Genomic DNA, 23,722 nt, shown 5'->3' with positions numbered 1-23,722 from the left:
TTTCGTGGCTCAGCCATTCAAACACGATGCAGCAAGCTTGCTCGATTTCTTTTCCCAAAGCGGTCGCGGTTTTTATGTCCCCTACTACCAGCGCAACTATTCGTGGGACGAAGAGAACGCCACGAAGCTGATCGAGGACATATTTTCCAGCATAAAACGCACTCTCACCAAGCCCGACAACAGCATCTTTCTGGGCACGGTCATCCTTCATGACGAGAAGAATGTTCAGGCTGGAGTTCACTCGGATACTCCGAATCTTTTAACCAAGGTGGCGAATGTTGTCGACGGGCAGCAGCGCATCACATCGATTGCGATGCTGGCTTGTGTAATCGCTGAGCAGATTGCTCAGACGGCGAAAAGGCTCAAATCATTGGCAGGGGCGGCGGCTGAGTTCGATTCTTTGGCAACAGAGCTGGCCGATGAGTTGCCGAACATCCGCAAGTTTTTTTCAGTCGAGATCACCAAAACCGGTGCTCAGCCTACATTGAAGCCGAAGATCATCAGGGCTGGCGATGTGTCTGCGAATCCTGTGTCGGATCAGTGGACGCTCAGCGGCAACATCGACAACTTCTATCGCTCCAACACGTCGAGCTTTCTTTCCAAGACCATTGCGGGGATCCCGCTCGATGCAATCCCGACTGATGAGCGCGTTGGCTCAGTGCTGAGGGTCTTTCGGGAAAAAATAGTGGAAGAGATCCAATCGGCCGATGCGGGGCTTGCCAGCGGGCTCTTGTCAGCCAATGGCGTCGCCGATGGGAGTCTACAGAATTTCATGACGTATCCTCCATCCTGGACGACCATTGATGCACTTCCGCCAGATGAGCAATCTGTCTATTACGGAGGGATGTTGCTCTTGGCTGTTTGCTCGTTCTTGAAGAATTCGTGTCACTTGGTTGTCATCGAGTGTCCTGACCTTGGATTGGCATTCGATATGTTCCAGTCTCTGAATGCCACCGGCACGCCCTTGACTGCCTTCGAAGTATTCAAGCCTCAGATTGTTAAAGCTTGGGGCACGGGTTACTCGACAGCGATTAAGCCGCAGGTTGATCGAATCGAAAAGGTGTTTGAGACAGAGAGCAACTCGGCGGACAAAGAGGAGCTGACCGATAAGGTGATCGTGTCTTCTGCCTTGATCTTCAATGGGATGGAGCGCAGCCGAAGATTCAGCGAAGAGCGCGATTGGCTGACTGACACGCTTGAAGGTTCGCTGTCGGCCGGAGTTCCGACACAAAAATCGATCGATTTCGTGACCTCCATTGCCGATCAGGCTGAGTATTTCCTGACCTTTATCAAGCCTCGAAAGTCACCGAAGAATTCGAACACTTTTGGCCTGTGCAATAACTTGGTGAGCATGGGACTCTCGCCGCAACAGGCTGATCGGGCCGGGCTGTGCGTGTTCTATCTCAAGGATGCGGGACATCTATTTGCTCATGCGGTGCTAAGTGTCTTCTACGCCAAGCTGCTTCGCTCGCAATCCAATGCTGCCAATAGGACTGTTGCCGCTGCTGAGTTTGTTGCGGTGTGTGAGGCCACTGCGGCCTTCTTTACGCTCTACATGGGAGCCCAACAGGGTCGATTTCCCGACTCAGACTATCGAGCCTTGTTTCAAGCGGCGGCTGGGAACATTTCTGTCGCAAGTGGAGCGGCTAATCAGACCGCTGCGTTCGTCAAAGCCGCATTCAGGCAAGCCTTGGAAAACCAGAAAGTCTACGACGCCGCAAACGCTGCCGCAGCACGCCAGATCTGGGTGGACTTGGCCAAAGAGAACGCGTGGTATTCCCGCAAAGCGGTTTGCCGGTTCGCGTTGTTCGCTTCGGCCCACGACGCTGCTCCGGACATCGCCGTCGACAATGAAGGCCTCTTCACCAACGGCATGGTCAGCTCGGCGGATCTGCTCAACTGCCGAGTCTGGCACTCGAGTGCCTATGAGGTCATTGAGCACGTTGCCACCCGCGATCAACCATCTTCGATCAAGTTCCCCACGCACTTCGACGCGACGATCTATCCAGGTAACTATTCGATCGTCGACAAGCTTGGCAATCTGACCTTGCTTTCGGGGCCAGTGAACTCGTCGATCTATTCGGAATGGCCTGACAAGGTCTTCTACTACTGGAACCTCACCACTCCTGGATCAACAGCTGCTGGTCCGAGCGGGGCTGCTTTAGCTGCGACTCTCGGTATCGGAAGCGTACCGCCGGCGCTGTCGACGCTGGCATCGGCTTCCAACTACCTCTCGCATTTGGCGCCGCTGGCGTTTCGAGGGCAGGCCGGGCTTAAGTGGGACGCGGCTTTCATCGCAAAGCGCTCCGAGCACTTATGCGAGCGCGTTTTCGACACGCTTGACGCTTGGTTGCGGTAATTGGATTGAACTCGGTGCGGCCCGTGGTCGGATAAGTCGCGCTACGTCTGATTTGAACCTGGTCGATAGATGACGACTTAGATGTCGTCATCTTCCTCGTCGTAAACGTAGGGATCTTGGTGAAGAGCGAAATCGCTCTTCAGATGTAGATCCAACACGTATTCGAGAGTGCACTTTTCGAGAAAGCGATCGAATTCTTTGCTGTGGGAGTCCCGGATGGAGTTGTAGTCCCAGGACTCAAATCCTGGGCTGAACCATCTGAGGATGATCTGTGTGTAAAGAGCCACTACTCGACATGCATGCCTGAGCATGAGCACCAACTCTTCGCTGTCCTTATAGCCGCCATAGTCCGAGGGGGGGCCTAAAGGGAAGGTGCCATGTGCGACATGGTTTCGAAGATTGCGTACGAGTTGGAGTGCGTAGCTGGGAAGCTTTTCTGCGCCGGGATCGATCCCGCCTACTGCAGCGTTGTGCTCAGCTTTATATCGATTGAAGAACCCGATGAAGTTTCCGCAATGGTGCTCGAAGCTCCGAGGCATCACCGCGGCTCCCGCTCTTTCAAAAAGATCATCCAACAACACCACCACCCGCAAGCTGCTGGTCCTTTTGAACTGACCCTTAGCTATACCCATACGGACAGTTATAGGTCCATAGAGGTGATCGATGAAGCGATAAGCCTCTTCCAGTGCATTGCAGACAAAGATGAAGCGCGTGAGTGCTGTCGCGTGCTTCGTATAGTGCTCCGAATGGGCGTTGATGTTATCTGCCACAGTCCCGCAGTAAAAACCAGCCTCGGAAGATTCGAACTTCCATGTGTTGACTTCAACGTTTTCTAGCTGCGCGGCTAACCGGAACCAATCTCCGATCGTCTCTGTCCGAATCGTTGCGGTGCCGTGTTCGCTTGTGTAGGTGGAACTGTTCCCGAGGTAGCTCGCTGCGAGACCTACTTCAACCAAGTGCTCGGATAGCCCACGAGTCGCAGAGCAGATAGAGCAGGATTGCGGAGCGTCGAGTTTAGAGTCATCTGCGCTCATCCGGTCATTCTCCATGAATTACTTGTGGCAGATGAGGCACGAGCTATTACCTTCGTCCTCCCCGTAGACATCATCGATGTCTTCGGGGCAGGTTTTCACTGGGCGCAGGGGATTTACCGGGATGTTTCTGCGAAGGCGAGCACGGCGAGACTCATATTCAGCCTTAATCTCAATAATCCGAGCGGGCTTTTCTAGATCCCAAAGCGACTCTCCCTTAGACCAGGTAAAAGGTGAACCGTGCTCTAGTGCATCTTTTTCTAGCTCCTTAGCCTTTTCGTAGTCCTCGGGGTGACGCTCTTTTAGACGAACCCATTCAATCTTCTGTTGGAAGAAGCAGAATGTGCAGCCACTGCGCGAGCGCCATTCGTAGTACTTCGGATAGCCCAATCCAGAGGATTCGAGTATGTCGACGACTCCAGCTTTATCGATGCCAGCCTGGCGGAAGGGGAATTTCACAATCATGTTTTCGGCTTTAGCCGAATACCCTTCGCGATACTCCTCATCAGCTCGGATTGCCACATAGGAGAACACTTTATCTCCTGCAGCCAGCCATGGTTTGACCCATTGCTCGAACGGCGCCAATTTAAGTTGACGAGTACACCAGCGAGTCTGCGGGCTAGGGAGGAAATGGTTGAATTCTCGCAGCCAAAAGCGGAAGTCGCGGCGAGGATTGAGCCGTTCGATGGGTTTGCCCAAATAGCCCTCGAGTCGCCCCAGGAACTCATAGACTTCGGGAAGCTCTTCACCGGTGTCAGTAAAGAAGTAGTCGATGTCTAGCTCAGGGTGGTGGTCTCGCATCCAAACGGCTAAGGCCGCGCTATCCTTTCCTCCGGACAAACCTAGTACGTGTCGCTCAGCCATCCATCTGCTCCTTTTCGCTGGCTAGGCTCATTCCTGCTTTAGCAAGAATGGCCAGCAAGATGTCGGTTTCAAGCCCTTGCTTTTGCAACATCAAGGCGAGTTCAGCGGCCTTGTCTTCGACCGTTTTACGGTGGCGCTCTGAAATCGAGAATGATTTAGAGATCGTTGTGGTTTCCGCTCCTGCGCCAATGACGACTGCGATTGCTTCGCTCCGTGCTGGACGATTTTTGACTGCGACGAAAGCCTCTGCCTCGCGGAAGCGCCGTGCGAACTGAACAAGTTCAAGCACCGCTGCGTCGATGTGCCGGTCAACCCAATCGCGGGGTGGTTTTTCGGCTGCCAGGCTCAGAATGCCCTCCAATGCTGGACGGCTGCCATCGTAAGACGCAAGTCGTGTCGAGAATGCATCGAGTCTGAAATTGCCAGAAACGCCCGCTACAGCTTTCGCTCTTTCACGGAGCGACTCCAAGTTGTCGAGAGATGCATCGAGCGCTTGAAACATCTTAGCTTCGACCTCGGCGAGCATCTTTGGATAAGCCGCGGCGATTTCTTGCAGCGGAGCGCGCAGTGCTTCCACATAGGTCTCACCATCATCAGCACCAAGAAGCGACGCTAGATCGATGAACAAAACTTTATGTGGATCGCTAGCTTTTAGCAGCATGTCGCGTATTGCTTTGGCTGTTTCGCCTAAGCGTTGTGTGCGCCGCGCCCACTCTGGCAGGCTGAAAATCAATGCTACGAGTCCGCGGGCGGCTTCGAGAGGTTCTGCAGAGCCGACTTTTTCCCCGACCTCCTCTAAGAGAGTGGAAATGCCCTCTAGAATTTGGACCTTGTCTTCATCAATCGCGATCCAGCGGAGTGTGAATCGCGTCGGGTCTTGGAGACACTCGTCAATATCCGCATCGCTCAGTCGGGGGATAAACATGCCGTCTTTGTAAACGGCAATGTTGGCTTTGTGCGCAAGCAAGAACGCAGTAAGAAACACAGGCAAAATGCCCTGCTTCATGCCAAATGGAGGTAGGCGCCAGCGGTCGTAGATCGAGCTCACACTCACTCGTGTACTGGCATCGAGGAAGAGCTTTTGCGTGACCTGCCAAAGCTCGTAAAATCCCTGGTGCAAAGCTTCAGGTGGATGGCAGAACTGCCAGATCTCACTTTCTTTGCGGTAGGTGCCAGATGCTACTAGCAATGTTTCGAACAGGCCGCGCTCTGCAGGAAAACCTTCGATATTCAACCGCTCGGTGCCTTCGGCGTTGATCATCGCGTGCAGCAAATCGCGGCGGGCTTTGACACTGTTGCTAGAGAGGCTATCGCGATTAACTAACTCGCTCCACACAGCTGGGCAGGCACAATAGAGCTCGTCAGCAAGCACAGAGGCTATCGGCGAGAGTTTGGTGCCTGGCTCGATGATCGTGTCGCCTCCATCGTGCCATTTGCAAAGTGAAACAGCTGCTTGTAGCTGCTCTTCGAGATCGGATTTGGTTGCGGCCAGGCGCGCAAAGACTTCGCGGCGAGCTACTGGGTCACCTCCGAGTTCGTGACGCTCTTTTACTTGCTCTAGGGCGACTAATTCAGTCGACAGTTCTGCGATGCGGGCATGGTTAGATGGGATGCCTACCAGTACTGGCCAAGGCTCCTCGTACGCGCATGCTTGGGCTCGCTTACGAGCTTCGCGTGCGGACATATCACGTCCTGGGAGCGCAAGTATGAACTGACCGAACTCGCCCCGTTGCGGTGTGTAGGTTTTGGCGATTTTTTCGGCCTGCTCAATACTCTGCAGTGATAGCTCCATCCAGCGCATTGCACCCGTTTCATGGTAATGTCGCTTGGCTACTACAGGGCGTATTCCCATCAGTTGGGAAAGTTTGGCGTAATCGACTCCAGCGGATGCAGCCAGTGCTTGAGCAATGGCCGCGTCGATGTCGAAGTCACTGCCCTCGAATACTGACCAAGAGCCGGTGTAGGTCTTGTATAACGCTACTTTGAGTGCTGAAAGTTTCTTCAGGGCATCCTCAATCTGCCCACCAGGCACATTGTGGAACAGGGCCGCGATAACTGGCAGATCCGCAGAAAGGCCTGAACCGTTGCGGAATAGATCAATCACGGCGATGTTTTTGATTATCGCCACAAGAAGTGGATCACCTGACTTTGCCTCGGCACGCTCTACAGCCTCAACCGCTTGGGACCAGCGATGCCCATCAGGCGAGGCCAGAATTGCAGGCTCTAGATTTGCACGTAGGTAGTCCCAATAGTCACTAGGGCGATACCAGGATGACTGGTCCAAGGGGGTGGACTGGAGGTAAGCGCGGAAGCCGTAGGGTTCAACCGACGATAGGAATCCAAAGGTGCTGCGCTCGTTCTGTCCGAATTGACGCTTAGAAATAGGTCCCAGCAATGCGGCCATGGCTGGGTGTAGTGGCCAACAACGTTCTAGGCCAGTAGAAAAGTCTTTCCCGACAGCTGGGCGGCGAGATCGGATGGCTTCGGCTATTGCGTCAGAAGCATTTTTTGCCCATTCGGGGCGGTGCTTGGCTTCGATCGCGCTGCCGATAAGCTCAACGACCTCGTCGCTTGCGGCGACGAAGGGGAGGTCTAAGTAACGCCCCTGAACCTTGCCCCAGTCGTCTCGAGTGTCGATGCCCAGTCGGTTGGAGTATTGCGCGAATGATTGGTGCAGAACGCCAATTACAACTAGTCTGCCATCGGCGCGAGCAGATGCTTCGGCGAGCTCTTGGAAGAAGTAGACGTCGTCGCCAGAGCCTAAGGCCGATGCTTCGAGAAACTTGCCCATTTCATCGATAAAGACCAAGACACCATCGTTTGGGCGGCTCTTGGCTTCGCTAATCAGATCGGCAATGACGTTTTGGGGGGTGGCCTTACTTCGGCCGTCAACGCTCATGCCCCGGCTTTTTTTGATAGCTGCGTCCAGTTCTTTTACAACACTACCGCGCCGGCCAACCAAAGGAATGACTAGCCACCCCTCTTGGACAGGAAAGGCTTGGTCGAAATCTGGTTTCGAGTCTAGTTTAAGGGCGGTGCGAGCTTTCGTTCGCAGGCTCTCGTCAGGATGGAGTGCGCTCGCCAGGGCGACAGCTAGAGAGGACTTTCCGCCACCGAAGGGCCCGGTCCATGTAAAGCTGCGCTGATTTGTGTTCGCAAGCTGTCTGCACATTCCAGCTATGACGGATGATGCAGTCGCATGGACGATATACCCGTCCAATGCGTCGGAGCGGCCAATGTCAGCGTCAATCCGGATTGATCGTTGGTATTGGCGTGAAATCTGAACAATATCCGAGAGTGTCGACTCTTTTCTCTCAGTCATATGCGCGCCTGACCATTTCTTTTTGATCTTCATTGGATAGAGCTTTTCTGTGTACTTGGCGTAGGCCTGCGGAGTCGGTCCAAGCAAGCTTGCCTCCGGTAAGGTCGGCCAACGAGATTAGTCTTTGAGCGATTGATTCTTCGTCTAGCTTGAAGACGCGGCCGGGAGACCCTTCTGCATAGGCAATAGTTTCGAAGGCTAACGAGCTTTGGCTGCCTGCGGTTCTATTCCAGAAGTCGATGAGCGCGTAGGCGAAAATACCGTCATGGAGAGACGCCTTAGGGCCTCGGCGGAAAGCATATTGGCCTTTGTGGACCTCTTGGAGTAGGCCTAATTCACCGAGTAAGGGTTCGGCAAAGTCTTCGGGCGAACCGGCTGCGGCTTTGGGGGCATAGCTGCGCAAGCAGGTCTCCAAATCTCGCGAGATAGTGGCATTCGAGAGCCGATGTTTAGGGTCGAGGCTGCGAGCGTATTCAGCCAAAGGCTCCTCGAGCTCTTGGCGTGTGAAGGTTGGCGCGGTCACATGGTTGAATAGCCAATACCATGTGGTTGAACGGTGACGCCGCCCGGCTAGCTGCCAATGAACAAGCCATGCTGTAGCAGGATCCTCTGCGTAGGGATCAAGACCTCCATCTTGCAGGACCTCCATGGCGAGGCTTGATATACGGAAAGTGTCTCCTTCGTCATCCATGACGCCGGATGCCAAGGCCCAATGTCGAATGGACGAAACCATGTTCTTACCTACTCCGAAAGCAGCGATAGAGCTTTCGGTAGTAAAGGTTGTCTTTGGGATCAGTCCGTCGCCGGTCGCTTGGTCGAAAGCTTTTTTGAGCCACATTTGACGCAGTGGAAACGTCTCATGGCCTGAGAAGTGAACAGATGCGACCCGACTGATTTTTGAGGAGGTATTTTTCATGGTTCGCAGCTTACCCTGAACTGGTGAATAGCTCCAGTTGCACGTTCATGGTTGATGGAACTGTATCAATATACAGCTATGAGCGCCCTGCGGCGATAGCGTAGGCACGTATCCTCTGTTGGTGCAGATCGTCTGAGAGAACCCGTTTCGATTGGCCCGCTACGAATTTCACATCGATTTGGACCCCTACCTTGCACATCCGGGCACAGATTTAACGGTCATCCGGACACTTTTTCAGGCAGGCAGCTGCTTATGGCTTTCACTGCCATCGGTCTCTTTTTCGAGGCGAAGAAGTCGTTGTGAGATGGGTGGAGTCCGATGTGCAAACCACACCTTGATCGATGTGATGATCCAGAACCCTAGCAATCGGAGTGTAGGCACCTGTCACGCTATTAGCGTAAGGCTCGGTCACATTCACCGAAGTCCGCATCTGACCAGCCCTGTCAGTGGAACGCTGTCCCCTGCACCCTTTGAGGACAAAAAAAAGAGGGAGATCTGGGCTTTCTCTATTGGTAGTACGGCTGTCGATGCAAGTGGGTGAGATAGCCGCGGTGGTCTAGTGGTGTGGATCAGTCTAGTGGAGTTCCGAATCGTTACTGCAGCAGGTAACCTAGGGCTGATCCCTGCTATCGAAGCAAAGGATGGTCCTGCAGTCCCCGCCCACTTACCCTGCTCGGTGGCTGGTTCCTTCCGATTGTTGATATGGCAGTCATCGTCAGTGCGGGGGTTACACCATGCGGAGGTGACCTCCGGCCTTTCCGCTTGGGTAGCCACAGCGCCCTTAGCTACCTGGGTGTGAGTTCCATTCGGATCGGCCGAATACTGCTTAAAGCCTTCGATATAGAGCACGCGGAACAGATCTTTGAGCGTGTTTTTCAGGGGGGCTGCTGTTTCGCAGAAGCCCTGCAGCAGATTGCCAGGTCGGGCGTAGCTGAGGCTATCTTGTCCTTTGGCCGGCCCGCTGTCCAAGCGATAAGCAACGGGCTTGCCGTCGTTGCTCTTGTCGATCTAGTACAAAGTCAATAGGCGATACCGAGTGTTGCCACGGTCAGCGTTGCTGGTGCAGACATGACGCTGTATGCGGCGCCCAGTGTTTCGCCTTGCACCATCGCGCTTTCACGTCGCTCTTGACCCGGCACTTCATCCCCAACTTTTCAATTTTGGTTTCAACCAGCTTGATACCGGGCATGAAGTTGGCCCCGAGGCCTATGATCTCGAAGGACGCCCGGCTGCGCACGAGGCTGTCGATCCGCGCTTCGTTCTGTCCAGTAATGACGTTCATGCTGTTCGGTGCTCCCTGCTAGGGCACATTGTCTGTTCATCTTCATGCTCCCTGGGGAGGGTTTGAGCAACCAGGGTTTACCTGGTTGCTTACGGGGGACGGTCACTGCAAGGAGGTGGGCGGCTTTGTCGGTGCTGCCTCTGACGTCCGGAACGGTTTCAGCAGTCGCCAGAGGATCCAGCACGCCAGTACCACGGCGATCAGCAGTGGAGGAAAGCGCGCCAGCAGAATCACCAACAGCAGGAGCGCCAGACAGCCGGCGAGAATGCCAACGAACATAAACGCGGCAGCCAAGATCCGTAGTAGCGTCATCTTCGTTTTCTCCTCACAGGTGACCCGGTTCTGCCAGCGATAGGCAGCCTTCGCGACCGACGATGATGTGGTCCAGCGTCCGCACCCCAATCAAGTTCAGTGCCTCCTTTAGCTTGTGGGTTAGGTTGTGGTCCGCCTGGCTGGGTTCGGAGTCCCCGGAGGGGGTGTGCACCAGGACCATGGCGGCAGAGTTGTGCTCCAAAGCTGCCTTGACGACCTCGAGTGGATAGACGCTGGCACCGTCGAGCGTGCCTCGGAACATTTCCTGGAAGGCAATGACTCGATGGCGGCTATCAAGGTGGAGAAGGGCAAAGACTTCATGCTCGTAATCGCTCAGCAGCGCCTGCAGGGGGTTGAACACCGCCTTCGGTGAGGTCAGTGCTGGTCCCCGACGCAGACGCAGGTTCGCCAACTGCCGGGCCATCAGCAGGATGTCGGTTTCGGTGACCGGCGACTCCACCAGGTAGGTGCCGGTCGAGTCACTGGCTTTCAGTTTGTGCAGGCGCATGGTCGGCTCATTGGTGGTGATCAGTCGGTGGGGTATTGCGCTGGGCTTGCGCCTCCAGCTTCTAGGCCAGGCTGTTTTTCACGGATCGCTGGGGAGTGTTGGCGATAGGGGATTGGCTTTCTTCGACGGGGTAGAACTCCTCGACGATGGTGCCGGCGTCTTCCGCGCTGTCCTCGAACGCACCATTGGCGAAGCCACGCTGCGCCGCCTCATCCAGAGCGGCTTGATCGAAGCCTGTTGCTTGCCGCTGCGCATCGAGCTCATTGGCGGCCTGTAGCGCCTCGGCCATGTCCATACCGCCACGTACTGTCAGGTCGACGTAGAAGATCGGCGTGCCGTGGCTCTGGCGAGTGGACTTGCCACGCAGGCGCAGTTCCAGCGGCAGGCACGCCAGACGGTTGCCAGAGATGGCCTGGAAGTAATGCAGCCGGGCGGCGAGGGTGCGGATGCTGTTGAAGCCGGTGGTGCGAAACACAAAGCTACCGAGCGGATCCTCATCGCCAATGACCACGTTCAGCCGTCCGTAGGGCCTGCAGGCATTACCCTTGGCCAATGGGCAGGCATCCGGCGAAGGGCAGAGCAGCGACTGCATACCGTCTTGGGTGATGCGCTTGCAGGTCTCACCGTTGCCCACGCACAGCGGTCGTCCGGACTGCCGATCAAACAGGGTGTAGTCGGCACGAAAGTTCAGCTCCGGCTCGTTGAACAGAAGGCGCATCGGGATGCTGCGCAGCTTGTCGTCCTTACCCTGACGCAGCCCGTCGTTGAGCGGGTGCAGCAGCCAGCCGTCCTTGCCTTGTACCTGGGAGGTGATGGTGAACTGGTCATCCTTCTCCGGCAGGCGCTTGCCGTTCTTCTCGATGACCTTGCCGATGGAAATCCGCCCGAGCACTGGGGGCGTCAGGGCTAAGCCTTTCAGCATGGTGGTTCTCCTAGAAATGAAAAGGCCAGCCACGCAGCGCGAACTGCATGGACTGGCTAAGGGGGAAGGGAGTGAGGGAAGTGAAAATCAGCCGACCAAGAAGCGCCGCGCACCGGGCTTCAGCAGTGGGTACCTAGCCTGCAGGTAGGGCTTGTCCTGGAGCAACTGAGCGACATCGAGGCCAACACTGTCCTTGGCTTTGCGCCAACTGACGTAGCCGCTGGTGAACTCCGCCCGGCTGGCATCGCCCATGGCCTGCTGCAGCATCTGCTTGAGCTCGGCCTCGCGCTTTTCCTTGTCGGCAATCGACTGGCGGACGGCCTTGAACTCGATGTAGGTCGCTGTCAGCCCAGCATGACTGCTGAAGTCGACGACCTGGCCGTTGTCCTCCGGATAAAGGCAGCGCAGGGCGGATTCAGCAGAGGCGGTACCATCGGCTGGCGGTGGCGTATCGGTCTCCACGTACTGCCAGAACGTGCGCTCCAGTTCGATCAGGCGCGCGATGAGATGTTCGTCCTTCTCTATTCGATGGACCTCCAGCGTCTGGCCGCCGAGCAGCACCGCGACATCTGCCGCCTGCTTGCCGGTGACGGCGAGCTGGTGCATAACTTGAAGCTGAACATACTCGGGCACGCCCTCTTTCCAGAGGCGTGCCCCGTTTATGCCGGCGGTCTTACATTCGAGGATCTGCACATCGTCGGCACCGATCACCTCGCGGTCGATATTCGCGAGCATCCAGGGCAGCTCCGGATCCGGATGCTGCAGCACGGCGTTGATGCGGCGGACCCTGTGCTTGGTGCGTTTTCTGTAGTGCCAAGCCACGATGGGCTCCAGGACATTGCCCCAGTACATCGGGTTTTCCTCATCGTGAGGATCAACCTTCGGTAGCCCAGCATCGCGACCGGTTTTCTCCAGCCACAGTTCTAGCTGCGACTTGTAGGGATTCAGCCCCACGGCGGCGGCGGCATCCGAACTGCCGATACCTTGCTTGCGGATCTGCAGCCAGTCCTCGCGCGGCAGCTCCTTGGTGTTGACCAGGCGCAGGGCAGGGCGTTTCTTGCGGGTGCTGCAGTCCAATGGCGTTGTTTTCATGTTATTCACCTGCAGACATAAAAACGCCCGAGCAGCACAAGGCTGACCGGGCGCGAGGGAAGAGGTAAGTGAGAGTTAAGCGGCGAGCTGCAGCGCGGCATCCAAGGCGCGTTGCTTGATCTGCGCGCCCTGGCCGAACCAGGCCGAGTCCATGCGGTACTCGTTGCTACGCGCGCGGCGTTCGTGGTCGACAAACTCGGTCACGGCATTGAGCAAGCCCCAGGCGGTGCCGCGTGCCGAATCCAGCTGGCTACCGCGACCATGGCCTTCGTACAGTTCCTGGACCTTGCGCAGGGCACGCTCGTTGGGCAGTTGCTCCGGCAGAGCACCGGTCGGGCTGGTCTCGCACAGCACGGTCATAAAGAAGCCCAGCGCCTCATGCCACTGCACTTTGCGCTCGGCCAGCGCGCGCATGCGGTACATGAAGTCGTCCCATTGCGAGACGGCGATACCGAGTTGCTTCTTTACCGCCTTGGGGTCGAAGCGGGTGTTGTGCGGCACCTTGATCGCTCGGCTGGTGCCGTCCAGGGCGATGGTCAGGGTGTTGTTGCAGACCACCCGCACGGTAGTTGGCGTGGCGGTGGTGGCCAGGGTGCCGTCGCAGGAGGTCGCCAGCAGCAGATAGCCATTCACTTGGTCGTTGCCCTTGAGCGCCGCGACTTGCCCGGTACGCGCCAGCGCCCAGAACTTGCGCCCGCCCTTGAGTACGCCGGCCGTTTCCAATTCGTAGCCGGAGACCTCTGTGAGGTCACGATAAAATTCGAGTACCTCTCGGGGCTGCACCGTGTGGTAGCGCTGAGATACCACCGACAGCGGCGCTTTGCTGTCGGAGCGGTAGAGCACCTTTTGCTCGGGGAAGGAGTGGATCGCACCCAAGTGGCCGACGGCATCCGATTTGAAATGCACGGGGCTTTCCTGAATCTGCCAGTCCATACCAGCTTCGCGTTGCCAGACTTCGATAGGTTGCTTCTGAGTGAGCTGATTGCCCAGGCCATGCCACGGGGTAGCGCCAGCGTAGGCCATGGTTTCGATGAGATGTGCCATGTGAGTGATTCCTTTTAGTGCAGGCCGGCACAAAGCGCTGCGCGAGGCGCAGCACTGACCGGACGAATAAATGGAAGGAGAGAGGGCCAATCAGGTCGGCAGGTTGAAGCGATGACCGCAGAGCAGGCAGAGGTTGTGGGCCAGGACGTGGCGGTCGAGTGATTCACCGAGCTGAGCGCCGAGCGCGCAGCCACCGGCACCGCCGGCCAGGCCGCCGAGCATGGCACCCGATACGGAACCGAGGGTGATGCCAACTGGCCCGGCGATAGCACCAATGGCTGCGCCTGCCTGACCACCGGCGAGGGCAGCGCTGACGCCGCGCGCAACACCGCCCACGGTGCCGATGGCCGCGCCGACTTTCATGGCGTGATGGAAAGAAGCGACTTTGGGGGAGTGACAGCGAGGGCACTGCAATGACATAGGACTAACCTCCTTGGGGCTGATATCAGTGCAGTAATGTGTGGCTAAGATTTCTTTGAATCGAACTGCTGTTTTAAACGGTGAACTCACAACCCAAAGGAGGCACTTGGCTAGAGCTGTGGAGCTAGGGAGGTATTGGCCAACAGATCCTAGCTATGTTTGTAAGGCTGGCTCACCAAGTAGCGGTCATGGACAGAAAGATGGCATTTTGCATACTCTGAGCATTGACCATGCACTCGGGTATTAAGGAAGCAAAATGCCAACCCTGGGATGGATTCAAGAAACAGGTCTGGACCGCTTCTGGGAGAGAGGTAGTGAGCCAGGCACCTCGGCCTTGCCGTCTCACTATGGATGTCGTTATTGCCACCAGGTTTTCGACTCGATTGCAGCACGCGAACAGCACGAGCTTGAGCATCCTCTACTCAATCCCACCATGTTCTATCGCGACCGTGAGCTTGGAGGTACGCATCTACTGATCAACACGCCGATTCAGCTTGGCGATATTGGTGCACGCAATGTCAGCAGGCTTGAGCTCAATGGTCAGCCACTTGGCTCTGTCGCCGAGTTGACGCAGGCTTTGCAGTCCGTCAGCAAGGGCTTTTTCAGGGTCACCTATTCCAATGAGGCGCTCGAAAAATGCCTTAAGATTGAGGTGTGCATTGCTGATCCTCAGCAACTGGCTGAGGTTGACCAAGCCTTCAGGATGCACTTTTCCTCCGGCAGCATTGCTGATCCGTTGTTGGAGGCATTCACTGCCTCCGTAAAACACTGCAACAGTGTCAGCCGCTACATAGATGGGCTGGTGCGCTACCTGCACGGATTGAAAGCCAAAGACCACCAATCTGATATCACTGCGTTTGAAAGTTTCGACAAACGCTTCAATCAGGCACTGGCTTCTTTGAATGATTACACTACGCCGCTTGCAGCAGCTTTGCGCGCCGTGATCCGGTTCAACAGAAACGATTTTGGTTTGATGCATTGCGCTTCAGGTCTGCCAGACCTAGACAGGGCGATTGCCTTTTTCTACGGCGACGACTTGGCCAGCAGTACATTCGCATCGCCAGATGCACAGCTGCCCGTCGATCAGGCTTCTGAGTTCATTCTTGCGAATCTGATTCCAGTTTTTTCCGACTCGAAGCTGGCAGATATCGAGGAAAGGCTGACCTGGCTGCCAGTCAAGTACCGGTCATTGCAGGACACCAGCAAACTCAACTATCTGTGTTTCCGTAAGGCGGTGGCGGTCGAGGATATGGGCGCAATCGAAAAATATCGCAAGAAGCTCCGGCACGATGACGTTTTCAACACCCTCATTGGAGAGACATGACCCCATGACCGGGCATGAGCTAGATACTGCATTACCACAACAGCAGGCTGCTGAGGGCAAGCCTGTTCGAAAACGAAAGCCAGCCCCACAAGGCAAACCGATTACGGAGATCATTTCGCAGATTTTCGAAGTTAGTCTGGATAAAGACCAGAGCATCAAGCCTGCTACCCTGAGCAAGACCGACTTCAAGATCATCGTTAGCTGCCAAGCCACTGGTGGCTTTGATGCTCAGCTGGCGGATAAAGTGGCTGAAGATGCGAGCAAAACTGACCCACAACTCAGTGCGCTGACGCAACTGGCGGTTGCTGCCAGCAGGTGCCGTGAGGACGCACTGCGTTATGCATTGCTGACCTTTTGTGTTCGCCTTGCCAGTGCTCTGTGGATAAACCGACACCGCGAGTCGCATGACCTGTTTCTGAACATTTTGGACGGTGACAAGGGGCTTGACTCCACCCCGCTGCGATTCCTGCGCAATTCCCTCGCAGCGCTTTACCAGAAGCGGATCGAATATGTGCGGAGCAGCCCGCCTGTTACACCTCCGGCGGCAACAGGCAGCGTAAAAGCCCTTGCTGGTTCGGAGCTCTTGACTCCAGCCGAACTAGTTCGTCAGCTCGACAATCTGCTGCTGATCGGTGGCCTTTGGCTGCTTGCCAAAGGAAAGAGCAATCCATCTCAGGCGATTGAGTTTTTTGCAGAGCTGCTTGAGGAGCGTCAATCACGCACTCCGAGCAACCGTGACGTGGCTCTTTATCTGGCCGAGCAGTATGTCCAGCACGAGAGCTTGCTGGCCGATACTCTCGACTACTTCAAGCAACGGGCCAAAGAGCAGGAAACGCATGGCAAGCGCTTGCAGTCTGCACTTGAGCATAGCGAGCATGAAGCTGCGCGCCTCAAGGCCCAGCTAACTGAACACAAGCGAAGAACTGCAGAGCAAGCGCAGCTGATTGCTGAGCTGGAAGCTGAAATTTCCCGGCTACAGCACACGTTTGAAGAGCAGCAGTTGGACGAGCGGGCCAAGCGCACCCATCTGCGTGACAACACTGGGCAGGTCAAAGCAAAGGCTTTCAATCTGTTGATTGAGAACGTGCTTGAACCTCTCAAGCTCTCACTCTCAGCCTTGCAGCGGGAAAAACCGAAAACGGAAGTCGCCGCGCATCACATTGAACTGGCTGTGGAAAGCATCGAAAGGGATATCAAATGGTTCAAAGAATAGGCATCGACTTTGGCACTACCAACAGTCTGATTTCTGTCGTTACCCGCGAAAGAAAGATCTCTTCGTTTGATGATACGGGCCGCCCGCACCCCTCAGTGGTGCGCTATGAGGGCGAGCAGGTAATTTGTGGTCGGCGAGCCCGCGATAAGCTAGATCAGTTGGGTATAGGGGTTCTGGGCAATACAGTCCGCGGCCCGAAAAAACTGCTGGGCAAGGAGCACGTGAACATCGATGGACGGGTGATGACGCCTGTTGGGGTAATTGCTGACTACATCAGTCATCTGATTGAGCATGCCCGTGCATCGGACGAAGAGCAGGTGGCCGACTTTACCCGTGCAGTCGTGACCATCCCGGTTGCCTTGGATGGCCAGGGCCGTCAGGACTTGCGCGAGGCCTTGCTTCAGGCGGGCGTACATGTTGAGACCTTTGTACATGAGCCGCTAGCGGCGCTGTACGGTTATTTCAAGGATCTAGATAACACTCACGACGCCCTGTCGTTCCATGAGGGCAGGATGATCTTGGTATTTGACTGGGGTGGCGGAACACTGGATCTCACACTGTGTAAAGTGGTCAATGGTGCTTTGGTACAAATCCTTAATCGGGGCAACAACTTGGTTGGCGGTGACTATCTTGATAATACGATCCTTACCTATGTCACCGATCAGCATGCGGCTAAATCTGGTTGGACTGCCGAGAGTAAGCTGTCAGTCAATCCTGGCATGCGTGCCAAGCTGTTGACTCAATGTGAGCGAGCCAAGATCACTCTGTCCTCACGTGAGAAAACTCATATTTTTCTGCCGGATTACTATCAGGGCGATAACGCCGAAGAAACCGAAATTGATATATGGCTGACGCGTAGTGAGCTTGAGAAAGTCTGCACCAGACTAATCAATCAGGGTATCAATGAGATCAATGCTCTGCTTGCGCCAGACAACGCAGATGTCGATCCACAAACCTTGGCGCTCTGCCTTGCGACTGGCGGCATGGTCAACATGCCGCTCATAAAGAGCAAGCTGACAGAGATATTTGGTATTTCTGCCCTGCACATTTCCGATAAAGGTGACCGCATCATCTCAGAAGGTGCAGCTTGGATCGCCCATGACAACCTGCAATTGGCGTTGGCAAAGCCCTTCGAACTGATCGAGGCAAGAAACTCTTTATTGACCATCATCCATGAAGGAACACGCTTGCCTCTGCGCGGTGAGTCCATCCAGAAGAAGCAGTCGATGTACTGTTCTGATCCGCGTGATGGCAAGGCCATCTTCACCTTCAAACGCCCTCAAATGGTTCAGAAGTCTGCTGCTGCAGATCCCAGAACCACCTTTGGTAGCCTAGTAGTGGAAGTGAATCCGGCGTTCCCTCCGCTGGGTGAGCGTATTGAACTGACTGTGACTGTCGACGACAACCTGATCTTGCATACGCGAGCGATTGCCAGTGATCGGAAAGAAGCGGTCGGGATTCAGTTCTACGATCTTGAGTTCTCGCTTGTAGTCAATGAGCAGCCCGCCAATGTGGAGCAAAAAAAAAATAGAGTAATCCAGCGCATTGATTCCAAAGGCCCAAAGCAGCTCGTGGTTCAGGCCAACGTGACCAATGACTGCGAGCATTGGGCTGCCGTACCTGGTGAGTTACTAAAGACCTATAACGACCGGCACATCTACCTTCGCAAACAACTCACAGCCCTACAGGGGGATGAATGCGTCAGATATCAGCCATGCTCCAACTGCGGCGCTCAGTGGTCCGAAAAGTGCTGTGGCGGCGATCTTACGAAGTGAATAGTCTGTGATTTTGTAGGCGTCCTATGAGCAGCTCCACATAACCGGAAGCTCTTTGATTAGCGTATCGGGACGACTTTTCTGTCCCGATTTTCCTTGATGGCTGACATCGAAAGGTTACCGGTAGCTGCCCCCTGAATGTGCTCACTCCACCAGGTCATCATGGGGCGTCTGCGCTCTATGTAGTCTGCCCGGTTGTAGGCGCTGCGAACCTCGTCTTTATCGACGTGGGCAAGTGCTACCTCGATCAATTCGGGATCCCAGCCGTGTTCGTTGAGGATGGTGCTGGCCATCGACCGCATGCCGTGGCTGACCAGACGCCCCTCGAAGCCCATTCGTTTCAGCGCCATGTTGGCGGTCTGGCTGTTGCAGTGGGTACGTGGGTTTCGATCTGCTGGAAACACAAATTCCCGATGTCCACTGTAGGGCTTGATCGCTTCTAGGAGTGCAAGAGCCTGCTCTGTGAGCGGGACAATATGCGCGCGGCGCTTTTTCATGCGCTCCGCAGGAATCGTCCAGATCTTCTTCTCGATGTCGATATCTGCCCAGCGGGTGGTCGCTGCCTCGACTGGTCGAGTCATGGTGTGGAGCTGCCACTCGATCAGGCAGCGGGTTGTTCTTTTTATGCTGGCATTGGCGATTGCCACCATTAGCTCTTTCAGCTCATCGGGTGGGAGTGCTGCCATGTTTTTCTTTTTCGGCTTCTTGAAGACGGAGCGGATACCGCTGAGCGGGTTTGCATGAATCAGTCCCGAGTTGACCCCATAGGTCATGATCTCGTTGAGCCGCTGGGTCAACCGCTTCACGGTTTCAAGGCTGCCCTTGGTTTCGAGTGGCCGGAGTAGATTGATGACTTGCGGTGCGCTGATGGCTGGGATCGGTGTGGAGCCCAAGTCCGGGAATACATGCAATGTTAGCGAGCGCCAGATGTCCTCAGCGTAGGCCGGCGTCACAGCATCCTTCTTCAGTTCATACCAGGACGTCGCCACATTCTGGAATGTGTGCTCAGTGGCAGCTTGCTTAGCTTGCAGCACAGCATCCCGTTTCTCTTTAGGGTCGATGCCGTGGGCAAGTGCTTCCCTCGCTTCAACGGAACCCTTGCGTGCTTGCGCTAGCGAGACTTCGGGGAAGGTTCCCAGTCCCATGTTGATCCGCTTTTTCGTCACAGGGTGTCGATAGTTGAAGTTCCACAGCTTAGAGCCATTGCTTCTCACTCGCATCTGGAGTCCTCCGCCATCAAATAGGACGTAGTCCTTTTCAGCAGGCTTGGCAGATTTGACTTTGAGTTCAGAGAGGCGGGTAGCTTGTGCGCACATTGGCATTCCAGACTTGATTTTGGCATTCCAAAAATTAGCACCTACGGGCTTGGAATGCCATTTGGAATGCCAAAAGGTGTAGCTGCTCATGGACGTCCGTGGACACCAATCGCCTTGAAAGCCGCGTATTCACTGTCTTTCAGGCACAAAAAAAGACGTCCGTGGACGTCTTTAGATGTAAATGTGGTGGAGCCGGGGGGATTTGAACCCCCGTCCGCCAGTACTCCGCTGTCGGTACTACATGCTTAGCCGTGTCTATTGAGTTAATCCGCAGCCGCCCGACGGGCAGGGTGCTTTGGACGAGTTGGGTAAGTTTTAGTCGCTTTGCCCCCAACCTGCTACACGACGATCCTGTTCTGTATGACAATCATTTCGGGTTTACAGGCATCCCCTGATGATTGCTGGAGCCGAAGCTACCAGGAGAGCGGGCTCAGCTGCTTACGCAGCGAGAGCGTAACCCTCGTAGTTTTCGTCATTGGCAACTATAGAAAGTTGCAACAGTGGATTTACGAGTTCTGTTACCAACTCGGCATGCACCTAGAGTTTCGCTACCGGCGTCGAATCCTGATCGGCCCCACACTAGCTCTAAGCTAACGCACCTTACGGCACGTGAGACGGAGTATACGCCATTGCGCGGGCGGCGTCGACAACCGCTCTACCAGCCCGCGCCCTGCGCCTTTACGCGCCGCTACCGCCGGCAGAACCGCTGCCTTTCTCGGTTTTTTCCAGGCGCTGCAGCACTTTGCTGGTGATCGCGATGCATTCCTTGGTGTCGCCCGACGCCTGGGCGGCCTTGGCTTTGTCGACTTGTTCGGCCATTGCCTTGTCCAGGCCCTCGGACGTGGCACCGGTGGTGGCCATGGCATCGTTGATCTTCTGCATGTTCATGGTGCACAGATCGTCGGCGGCGAAGACCGGCGAGGCGAGGAGGGTGGCGGCGGCGAAGAGGGCCGAAAGCGCGGTACCTTTCATGGGTGTCTCCTTTAATGGCCGCTGGGAGGTGGGCCTGTAAAGGTGGACTGTCGGGCTTCGGCAAGGGTTCCGTTTCGCTGATGGCTTCGCGACATGGCGGAGTGTGGCGGGATGTTGCCAGGACGGGCTCCGGCATTGCCCGTTTTCGCGGGCAAGCCGGAGCGGGAACCTCAAAGGCGGCGTGGGCGGGTGACGCGGTCCACCAGGTAGACCAGGCCGTGGTAGTCGATGCCGCTGTGGCTCGACAGGCCGATCTCGCAGGTGCGGCTGGTGGAGATGCCTTCGTTGCAGTGCTGCACGGCGTCCTTCAGGCTGCGCAGGGCGTGGGCGTTGAGTTCGGGGGTGGTGAAACCCTTGTCGCCGGCGAACCCGCAGCAGTGGATGCCTTCGGGGATCACCACCTGCTTGCTGCAGCGCCGGGCCAGGTCGATCAAGGACTGGCTTTCGCCCAGGTGCTGAGTGCTGCAGGTGACGTGCACGGCCACCGGTTCGTCCTGGGGCGTGAACTCCAGTTTGTCGAGCAGGTGGGTGCGGATGAAGCGCACCGGGTCGTACAGGTCGAGGCGGGTTTCGGCGAGGTCCTGGACCAGGCGCAGGGTGCACGGGCTGGTGTCGCAGTAGATCGGGTCGAGGCCGCCGCGGCTGGCGTGCAGCAGGGCGGCGATCAGCTCCTGGCGCTTGTGTTCGGCTTGCTCGGGGTAGCCCTTGGAGGCGAACGGCTGGCCGCAGCACAGGCTGTCGGCGTTGTCGGGGAACACCACCTGGTAACCGGCTTTTTCCAGCAGGGCGCGGGTCTTGTCGAGCAGCGAGCTTTGCTCGCGGTCGGCGTAGGCTGGGCCCATCACGCGGGATACGCAGGCGGCCAGGTACACCACGCGGGGGCGGGCGTCGTTGCTCAGCGGGCTCAAGCCTTGGGTGCGCAGGGGCTGCGGCATGGCGGGGGTCCACTGCGGCAGGCGGCCTTTGCTGGCGGTGCTCAGGGTTTTGCTCAGGCGCGCTAGGCGCGGCGCGCCCAGCCATTTGCGCGCGCTGTTGGCGGCGCTCAGGGTCAGGCGCGTGCCGCTCAGGGCTGTGTCGAAGTGATCGGCCAGCCAGTTGGCGGTGGCGGTATGCGTGGCGGCCTGGCTGCGCAGTTTCTTCACCAGCTCGCCGGTGTTGATGCCCACCGGGCAGCGCTGGGCGCACAGGCCGGTGGCGGCGCAGGTGTCGATGCCCTGGTACTGGTAGGCCTGCATCAGCTCGCGGGTGTCGATGCCGTCGCGTTGCTTGGCCTGGATGTCGCGCCACATGACGATGCGCTGGCGCGGGCTCAGGGTCAGGCCCTTGGACGGGCAGACGGGTTCGCAGAAGCCGCATTCGATGCACTTGTCGACGATTTCATCGGCGGCGGGCAGCGGCTTGAGGTGCTTGAGGTGGATGTCCGGGTCTGTGCTGAGCACCACATCGGGGTTGAGGATGCCATTGGGGTCGAGCAGGCGCTTGAGCGTCCACATCAGCTGGTAGGCCTCGTGGCCCCACTCCAGCTCCACGAACGGCGCCATGTTGCGGCCGGTGCCGTGCTCGGCTTTGAGCGAACCGCCGAACTCGACCGCCACCAGTTGCGCGACGTCGTCCATGAACGCCTGGTAGCGGGCAACTTCGGCCGGGCTGTTGAAGCCCTGGGTGAAGACGAAGTGCAGATTCCCTTCCAGGGCGTGGCCGAAGATGATCGCTTCGTCGTAGCGGTGCTTGTCGAACAGCTGGATCAGCCGGTTGACGCCCTCGGCCAATTGCTCGAGGGGGAAGGTGACGTCTTCGATGATCACCGTGGTGCCGGTCTGGCGCACGGCGCCGACGGCGGGGAAGGTGTCCTTGCGGATTTTCCACAGCTGGTTGTAGATCAGCGGGTCTTCGCTGAACTCGACTTTCTGCTCCAGCGCGAAGTCAGCGATCGACGCCATCACCTGCTGCAACTGCTCGTGCAGCAGGCTCTGGCTGGCCGCGCGGGATTCGATCAGCAAGGCGCAGGCATGGGCCGAGAGGTCTTTGACCCACAGCGGCATGCCGGGCATGTTCTGCACCGAGCGCAAACTGCGGCGGTCGAGCAACTCAACGGCCGATACCGGCTGGCGCTTGAGCAGCGGCACGGCGCGGCAGCAGCTTTCGACGCTGGGGAACACCAGCAAGGCGCTGGCCTTGTGCGGGTGGTCGGGCACGGTGTCGTAGGTCACGGCGCTGATGAAGCCCAGCGTGCCTTCGGAGCCGACCAGCAAGTGCTGGAGGATATCCAGCGGCTGGTCGTAGTCCACCAGGGCGTTGAGCGACAGGCCGGTGGTGTTCTTCAGCCGGTACTTGTGACGGATGCGCTCGGCCAGGACGGTGTTGGCGCGGGTTTCGCGGCCCAGGTTGGCCAGCGCTTGCAGCAGGCCTGCGTGGCTGCGCTCGAAGGCGGCGACGCTTGCCGGGTCTTCGCTGTCCAGGCGGGTGCCGTCGGCCAGCACCAGGCACATGCCGGCCAGGGTGTGGTAGGTGTTCTGCGCGGTGCCGCAGCACATGCCGCTGGCGTTGTTGGCGACGATACCGCCGATCTTGCAGGCGTTGATCGAGGCTGGGTCCGGGCCGATCTTGCGCCCGAACGGGGCCAGCCAGGCATTGGCCTGGGCGCCGATCACCCCAGGTTGCAGGCGGATCTGCGCGCCGTGGCCGCGGATTTCCCGGGCGTTCCAGTTATCGCCCAAGACGATCAGCACCGAATCGCTGATGGCCTGGCCGGACAGGCTGGTGCCGGCGGCGCGGAAGGTCACCGGCACGCGCTGGCGCTGGGCCATGTGCAGCAATTCGACCACTTCATCCTCGGACTCGACCCGCACCACCAGCTTGGGTATCAGCCGGTAGAAGCTGGCGTCGGTACCGAAGGCCAGGGTCGAAGTGGGGTCGTCGAAACGGCGTTCGGCGGGTATCAGGCGCTCGACATCACGCAGGAACGCGGCGGGCAGGCTCATGCAATCTCCTCGCGGGGCCGCGGCGTCTGGCGCGCGGCGTGCCCCGGTCATTCAGGCGGTATTTCCAGG

17 protein-coding genes, 1 other RNA gene and 1 pseudogene are annotated in these 23,722 nt (G+C 57.1%); 4 read left to right on the top strand and 15 right to left on the bottom strand.

Annotated features, from left to right (window positions below):
• Positions 1–4: 4 nt before the first annotated feature.
• Positions 5–2,359: a GmrSD restriction endonuclease domain-containing protein gene (locus tag ACLEJW_RS20115; RefSeq protein WP_440778118.1), complete on the top strand. Its 2,355-nt coding sequence runs from the start codon at positions 5–7 to the stop codon at positions 2,357–2,359.
• Positions 2,360–2,436: 77 nt separating this feature from the next.
• Here ACLEJW_RS20115 and ACLEJW_RS20110 read toward each other — a convergent pair whose 3' ends face one another.
• From ACLEJW_RS20110 to ACLEJW_RS20060, 11 genes and pseudogenes are all read right to left on the bottom strand, one after another.
• Positions 2,437–3,393, bottom strand: a complete 957-nt coding sequence (locus ACLEJW_RS20110; RefSeq protein WP_440778117.1) for a hypothetical protein — start codon at positions 3,391–3,393, stop codon at positions 2,437–2,439.
• 18 nt (positions 3,394–3,411) lie between these two features.
• Positions 3,412–4,254 carry a phosphoadenosine phosphosulfate reductase domain-containing protein gene (locus ACLEJW_RS20105; protein WP_440778116.1) on the bottom strand — a complete coding sequence of 281 codons (843 nt, stop codon included), beginning with the start codon at positions 4,252–4,254 and terminating at the stop codon, positions 3,412–3,414.
• A complete protein-coding gene (locus ACLEJW_RS20100) occupies positions 4,247–7,609 on the bottom strand; it encodes an ATP-binding protein (RefSeq protein WP_440778115.1) in 3,363 nt (1,120 codons plus the stop codon). The genes ACLEJW_RS20105 and ACLEJW_RS20100 overlap by 8 nt, the downstream gene beginning before the upstream one ends.
• A complete protein-coding gene (locus ACLEJW_RS20095; RefSeq protein WP_440778114.1) occupies positions 7,569–8,492 on the bottom strand; it encodes a DUF4007 family protein in 924 nt (307 codons plus the stop codon). Before ACLEJW_RS20095 ends, ACLEJW_RS20100 begins: the two co-directional genes overlap by 41 nt.
• A gap of 1,048 nt (positions 8,493–9,540) precedes the next feature.
• On the bottom strand, positions 9,541–9,774 hold the full coding sequence (locus ACLEJW_RS20090; protein WP_440778113.1) for a hypothetical protein: 234 nt from the start codon (positions 9,772–9,774) through the stop codon (positions 9,541–9,543).
• 102 nt (positions 9,775–9,876) lie between these two features.
• On the bottom strand, positions 9,877–10,086 hold the full coding sequence (locus ACLEJW_RS20085) for a hypothetical protein (RefSeq protein WP_440778112.1): 210 nt from the start codon (positions 10,084–10,086) through the stop codon (positions 9,877–9,879).
• A 13-nt stretch (positions 10,087–10,099) separates the two neighbouring features.
• Positions 10,100–10,594: a JAB domain-containing protein gene (locus ACLEJW_RS20080; protein ID WP_440778111.1), complete on the bottom strand. Its 495-nt coding sequence runs from the start codon at positions 10,592–10,594 to the stop codon at positions 10,100–10,102.
• Positions 10,595–10,601: 7 nt separating this feature from the next.
• Positions 10,602–11,516: pseudogene (locus ACLEJW_RS20075) on the bottom strand (recombination directionality factor).
• Positions 11,517–11,603: 87 nt separating this feature from the next.
• A complete protein-coding gene (locus tag ACLEJW_RS20070) occupies positions 11,604–12,608 on the bottom strand; it encodes a YqaJ viral recombinase family protein (protein ID WP_440778110.1) in 1,005 nt (334 codons plus the stop codon).
• Positions 12,609–12,683: 75 nt separating this feature from the next.
• Positions 12,684–13,652: a DUF932 domain-containing protein gene (locus ACLEJW_RS20065; protein ID WP_440778109.1), complete on the bottom strand. Its 969-nt coding sequence runs from the start codon at positions 13,650–13,652 to the stop codon at positions 12,684–12,686.
• Positions 13,653–13,742: 90 nt separating this feature from the next.
• Positions 13,743–14,072, bottom strand: a complete 330-nt coding sequence (locus ACLEJW_RS20060; RefSeq protein ID WP_440778108.1) for a hypothetical protein — start codon at positions 14,070–14,072, stop codon at positions 13,743–13,745.
• 256 nt (positions 14,073–14,328) lie between these two features.
• Here ACLEJW_RS20060 and ACLEJW_RS20055 point away from each other — a divergent pair, with 256 nt between their 5' ends.
• The 3 genes from ACLEJW_RS20055 to ACLEJW_RS20045 are packed head-to-tail and all read left to right on the top strand — an operon-like array spanning position 14,329 to position 18,384.
• Positions 14,329–15,396: a hypothetical protein gene (locus tag ACLEJW_RS20055; protein ID WP_440778107.1), complete on the top strand. Its 1,068-nt coding sequence runs from the start codon at positions 14,329–14,331 to the stop codon at positions 15,394–15,396.
• 4 nt (positions 15,397–15,400) lie between these two features.
• A complete protein-coding gene (locus ACLEJW_RS20050) occupies positions 15,401–16,609 on the top strand; it encodes a hypothetical protein (protein ID WP_440778106.1) in 1,209 nt (402 codons plus the stop codon).
• On the top strand, positions 16,594–18,384 hold the full coding sequence (locus tag ACLEJW_RS20045; protein WP_440778105.1) for an Hsp70 family protein: 1,791 nt from the start codon (positions 16,594–16,596) through the stop codon (positions 18,382–18,384). Before ACLEJW_RS20050 ends, ACLEJW_RS20045 begins: the two co-directional genes overlap by 16 nt.
• A gap of 59 nt (positions 18,385–18,443) precedes the next feature.
• Here the strand turns inward: ACLEJW_RS20045 and ACLEJW_RS20040 are convergent, their stop codons facing one another.
• From ACLEJW_RS20040 to ACLEJW_RS20025, 4 genes are all read right to left on the bottom strand, one after another.
• Positions 18,444–19,700 carry an integrase domain-containing protein gene (locus tag ACLEJW_RS20040; RefSeq protein WP_440778129.1) on the bottom strand — a complete coding sequence of 419 codons (1,257 nt, stop codon included), beginning with the start codon at positions 19,698–19,700 and terminating at the stop codon, positions 18,444–18,446.
• Positions 19,701–19,884: 184 nt separating this feature from the next.
• Positions 19,885–20,276, bottom strand: a transfer-messenger RNA (tmRNA) gene (gene ssrA / locus ACLEJW_RS20035).
• A 102-nt stretch (positions 20,277–20,378) separates the two neighbouring features.
• Positions 20,379–20,672 carry a hypothetical protein gene (locus ACLEJW_RS20030; protein ID WP_440778104.1) on the bottom strand — a complete coding sequence of 98 codons (294 nt, stop codon included), beginning with the start codon at positions 20,670–20,672 and terminating at the stop codon, positions 20,379–20,381.
• Positions 20,673–20,842: 170 nt separating this feature from the next.
• Positions 20,843–23,653 carry an FAD-binding and (Fe-S)-binding domain-containing protein gene (locus tag ACLEJW_RS20025; RefSeq protein ID WP_440778103.1) on the bottom strand — a complete coding sequence of 937 codons (2,811 nt, stop codon included), beginning with the start codon at positions 23,651–23,653 and terminating at the stop codon, positions 20,843–20,845.
• Positions 23,654–23,722 lie beyond the last annotated feature (69 nt).

The sequence above is a fragment of the Pseudomonas sp. SMSB3 genome (assembly GCF_052041965.1).
Classification (GTDB): Bacteria; Pseudomonadota; Gammaproteobacteria; order Pseudomonadales; family Pseudomonadaceae; genus Aquipseudomonas.
Note: the sequence above shows the minus strand (reverse complement) of the source record. Positions and strands in the feature narration are given on the sequence as shown.

Bases quoted from the DNA above. Each gene is read 5' to 3' on its own strand.
- ACLEJW_RS20055 (WP_440778107.1), top strand. From the start codon at position 14,329: ATGCCAACCCTGGGATGGATTCAAGAAACAGGTCTGGACCGCTTCTGG.
- ACLEJW_RS20050 (WP_440778106.1), top strand. From the start codon at position 15,401: ATGACCGGGCATGAGCTAGATACTGCATTACCACAACAGCAGGCTGCT.
- ACLEJW_RS20085 (WP_440778112.1), bottom strand. From the start codon at position 10,086: ATGACGCTACTACGGATCTTGGCTGCCGCGTTTATGTTCGTTGGCATT.
- ACLEJW_RS20040 (WP_440778129.1), bottom strand. From the start codon at position 19,700: ATGTGCGCACAAGCTACCCGCCTCTCTGAACTCAAAGTCAAATCTGCC.
- ACLEJW_RS20105 (WP_440778116.1), bottom strand. From the start codon at position 4,254: ATGGCTGAGCGACACGTACTAGGTTTGTCCGGAGGAAAGGATAGCGCG.
- ACLEJW_RS20060 (WP_440778108.1), bottom strand. From the start codon at position 14,072: ATGTCATTGCAGTGCCCTCGCTGTCACTCCCCCAAAGTCGCTTCTTTC.
- ACLEJW_RS20110 (WP_440778117.1), bottom strand. From the start codon at position 3,393: ATGAGCGCAGATGACTCTAAACTCGACGCTCCGCAATCCTGCTCTATC.
- ACLEJW_RS20080 (WP_440778111.1), bottom strand. From the start codon at position 10,594: ATGCGCCTGCACAAACTGAAAGCCAGTGACTCGACCGGCACCTACCTG.
- ACLEJW_RS20045 (WP_440778105.1), top strand. From the start codon at position 16,594: ATGGTTCAAAGAATAGGCATCGACTTTGGCACTACCAACAGTCTGATT.
- ACLEJW_RS20090 (WP_440778113.1), bottom strand. From the start codon at position 9,774: ATGAACGTCATTACTGGACAGAACGAAGCGCGGATCGACAGCCTCGTG.
- ACLEJW_RS20065 (WP_440778109.1), bottom strand. From the start codon at position 13,652: ATGGCACATCTCATCGAAACCATGGCCTACGCTGGCGCTACCCCGTGG.
- ACLEJW_RS20025 (WP_440778103.1), bottom strand. From the start codon at position 23,653: ATGAGCCTGCCCGCCGCGTTCCTGCGTGATGTCGAGCGCCTGATACCC.
- ACLEJW_RS20030 (WP_440778104.1), bottom strand. From the start codon at position 20,672: ATGAAAGGTACCGCGCTTTCGGCCCTCTTCGCCGCCGCCACCCTCCTC.
- ACLEJW_RS20070 (WP_440778110.1), bottom strand. From the start codon at position 12,608: ATGAAAACAACGCCATTGGACTGCAGCACCCGCAAGAAACGCCCTGCC.
- ACLEJW_RS20100 (WP_440778115.1), bottom strand. From the start codon at position 7,609: ATGAAGATCAAAAAGAAATGGTCAGGCGCGCATATGACTGAGAGAAAA.
- ACLEJW_RS20095 (WP_440778114.1), bottom strand. From the start codon at position 8,492: ATGAAAAATACCTCCTCAAAAATCAGTCGGGTCGCATCTGTTCACTTC.